This window comes from Streptomyces sp. NPDC043867 (genome assembly GCF_056435845.1).
This window is the reverse complement of the sequence record NZ_JBWKDS010000056.1, coordinates 30,121-33,379: the sequence shown is the minus strand read 5'-3', so window position 1 is coordinate 33,379 and position 3,259 is coordinate 30,121. Positions and strand designations below refer to the sequence as shown.

Here is a 3,259-nt window from a genome sequence, read left to right as displayed (position 1 = left end):
GGGTGGTTGTTCTGGGGGGAGGGGGCAAGAGCCGAAGCGGGAGAGAAACCGCGGGTGCCCTGCCCCACCTTTGGGAGGGAGGGCCCCGCACGTCCGTGCGGGCCCTTCCGCGTCATCCCCTACGTTGCGGACGCACACGCCCTAAGAGGGCGTATCCCGCCTCCCCGGTGGGAGATGAGTGGGAGACAAGTGGGAGATGATCATGGCGCGGTGCTGCAATCAGGCGCCAGGAAATGCTCGATAGCGCTACCTGTGCGGCCCTGGTTCAGCCGCCGGATTCAGCCGCATGAGGACTCAGCGCACCCGTGCTGACCAGCACAATGATCACGATGCCCAGCACGATCCGGTACCAGACGAACGGCATGAAGCTCTTGGTGGTGATGAACTTCATGAACCAGGCGATCACGGCGTAGCCCACCACGAAGGCGATGACCGTGGCGAAGATCGTCGGACCCCAGGAGACGTGACCGCCCTCGCTGGCGTCCTTCAGCTCGAACGCACCGGAGGCGAGCACGGCCGGGACGGCGAGCAGGAAGGAGTAACGGGCCGCTGCCTCGCGTGTGTAGCCCATGAGCAGGCCGCCGCTGATGGTGGCGCCGGACCGGCTGACGCCCGGGACCAGGGCCATCGCCTGGCAGACACCGTAGACGAGGCCGTCCTTGACGCTCAGCTCCTGGAGCGACTTGCGCTGCTTCGCGGCACGGTGCTTGCCGCCCGTCTCGTCACGCGCCGCCAGCCGGTCGGCGACGCCGAGGACGATGCCCATGACGATCAGCATCGTCGCGGTCAGCCGGAGGTCGCGGAACGGCCCCTCGATCTGGTCCTTGAACGTCACGCCCAGCACGCCGATCGGGATCGAACCGACGATCACCAGCCAGCCCATCTTGGCGTCCTGGTCGTGCCGCATCGCCTTGTCCGTGAGCGAGCGGAACCACGACGAGATGATCCGCGCGATGTCCTTGCGGAAGTAGATCAGCACCGCGGCTTCCGTGCCGATCTGGGTGATCGCCGTGAAGGCCGCTCCCGGGTCGTGCCAGCCCGCGAACGCCGCGGTGAGCCGCAGGTGCGCGCTGGACGAGATGGGGAGGAATTCGGTCAGCCCCTGGACGAGTCCGAGGACGAGGGATTCAAACCAAGACATGGAATTTCGTGGTCCAAGTGCTGATCGTGGAAGGGGCGATGGGAGGGCTGCCGTGCGCACCGGCCGTCGCGGCGCGGTGATCACGGGTGTCGAGGGCAGCGTAGCGCCCCGCACCGACGGTCCGACCACAGGGGCGTCGCAGAGACGTTCGAAATGTCGATCCGTCCACGGCTGGTCCGGTGCCGCCGGCGACGGTGCGTGCGGCGCGGTTTCCGCCCTGAGGTCTACGCCACCACGGGCCCCGTCACCGTCCAGCCCGGGGTCTGCGGGTGGGCCGTCAGGTCGTCGTGCCGGACCTCGTCACCGCATTTGTGGCAGACGACGCGTGGGACCAGTGTGTGACCGCAGGAGTGCTCCAGCACCATGGGGCGGAAGCCGTCCTGCTGGAGGTGGCGGTCGCCCCACGCCATCAGCGTGAGCAGCACCGGCTCCAGTTCCCGGCCCGCGGCGGTGGGCCGGTACTCGTAGCGCCTGGGGCGCTCGCTGTACTCGACCTTCTCCAGCACGCCCGCCTCGACGAGTCGCTTCAGGCGGGTGGTCAGTACGTCGCGCGGGGCGCCGGTGTTGCGGACCAGCTGGTCGAAGCGGGTGGCGCCCAGGGACACCTCGCGCAGCACCAGCAGGGAGTACTTCTCGCCGACGAGGGCGAGCGTGGCAGCGATCGAGCAGGGGCGGGAGTCCTTCATGCGGCCAGTCTACGGGGTGGGTTGGATGTTCCAACCCACTGAGCTACTCTTGGGTCACTTAGCGGGTTTGGAATTCCAACGCACCCGTTCCGGATGTGTGGTCCCGCCCGTCCGACCGCCGGTTCCTCAGTGGAGAGGCACACCATGCGCGACGCCGTGATCGTCGAAGCCGTACGTACCCCCGTGGGCAAGGGCAAGCCGAACGGCTCCCTCGCCCATGTCCACCCCGTGGAACTCCTCGCGCACACGCTGCGCACCCTGGTCGAGCGCTCCGGAGTCGACCCCGCGCTGATCGACGACGTCATCGGCGGCACCGTCGACCAGGTCGGCGAGCAGGCCATGAACACCACCCGGTACGCCGTGCTGTCGGCCGGCTTCCCGGAGACGGTGCCCGCGACCACCGTGGACCGTCAGTGCGGCTCCTCGCAGCAGGCCGTGCACTTCGCGGCGCAGGGCGTGCAGTCCGGCGCCTACGACCTGGTCATACCTGCGGCGTCGAGTCCATGAGCCGCGTACCGATGTGGTCGAACGTGCCGGCGGGCAAGGACCCCTTCGGGCCCGGCGTCGCCGAGCGCTATCCGGAGGGTCTCGTGCCGCAGGGCATCAGTGCCGAGCTGATCGCCGCGAAGTGGGGGATCTCCCGCGAGCAGATGGACGCGTTCGCGGTCAGTTCGCACCGGAAGGCGGCCGCGGCCTGGGAGGAGGGCCTGTTCGACGCGGAGGTCGCACCGCTGGACGGTGTGAGGCGCGACGAGTGTGTACGGCCCGCCAGCACCCCGGAGGCGCTCGCCGGCCTCAAGCCCGCGTACTACGACCCCGGCTTCGGCGAGCGCTTCCCGCAGATCGAGTGGAACGTCACCGCGGGCAACGCGAGCCCGGTCAACGACGGCGCGTCGGCCGTGCTGATCACGTCGAGCGAGACGGCGGCCCGGCTCGGCCTGCGCCCGATCGCGCGGCTGCACAGCTTCGCGGTGACCGGCTCCGACCCGCTGCTGATGCTGACGGGGGTCGTCCCGGCCACCGAGAAGGTGCTCCGCAGGGCGAGGCTCGGCCTCGACGGCATCGACCTCTTCGAGGTCAACGAGGCGTTCTCGAGTGTCGTCCTCGCCTGGCAGCAGGAGACGGGCGCCGACCTGAACAGGGTCAACGTGCACGGGGGTGCCATCGCCATCGGGCATCCGCTGGGCGCGAGCGGCACCCGGCTGACGACCACTCTCGTCCACGCGATGCGGGCGCGGGGCGCCCGCTACGCGCTGCAGACGATGTGCGAGGCGGGCGGGCTCGCCAACGCGATGGTGCTGGAGGCCGTGTGACCCCTGCCGGGGGGGGGGGGGGGGGGTTTTTTGGTGCGCCCCCGCTGCGTGAGGGGGGGGGGGGAGAGAAGCGAGAAGGAGGCACGCCGGGGGTGGGTTGGTTTCCTTGCCGGGGGAGG

General features: G+C 69.7%; 2 protein-coding genes and 1 pseudogene. 1 reads left to right on the top strand and 2 read right to left on the bottom strand.

Annotated features, from left to right (window positions below; genetic code table 11):
* Positions 1-265 precede the first annotated feature (265 nt).
* Together AC069T_RS35340 and AC069T_RS35335 are read right to left on the bottom strand one after the other, a co-directional pair.
* Positions 266-1,141, bottom strand: coding sequence for an undecaprenyl-diphosphate phosphatase (locus AC069T_RS35340; protein WP_478786628.1), 876 nt, complete (start codon positions 1,139-1,141; stop codon positions 266-268).
* A 224-nt stretch (positions 1,142-1,365) separates the two neighbouring features.
* Complete coding sequence (locus AC069T_RS35335) at positions 1,366-1,827, bottom strand: winged helix-turn-helix transcriptional regulator (RefSeq protein WP_478786627.1); 462 nt, start codon at positions 1,825-1,827, stop codon at positions 1,366-1,368.
* Between the two features lie 144 nt (positions 1,828-1,971).
* Here AC069T_RS35335 and AC069T_RS35330 point away from each other — a divergent pair.
* Positions 1,972-3,140: pseudogene (locus AC069T_RS35330) on the top strand (thiolase family protein).
* Positions 3,141-3,259: the final 119 nt, after the last annotated feature.

Coding starts and splice junctions, on each gene's coding strand:
- AC069T_RS35340 (WP_478786628.1), bottom strand. CDS start 1,141: ATGTCTTGGTTTGAATCCCTCGTCCTCGGACTCGTCCAGGGGCTGACC.
- AC069T_RS35335 (WP_478786627.1), bottom strand. CDS start 1,827: ATGAAGGACTCCCGCCCCTGCTCGATCGCTGCCACGCTCGCCCTCGTC.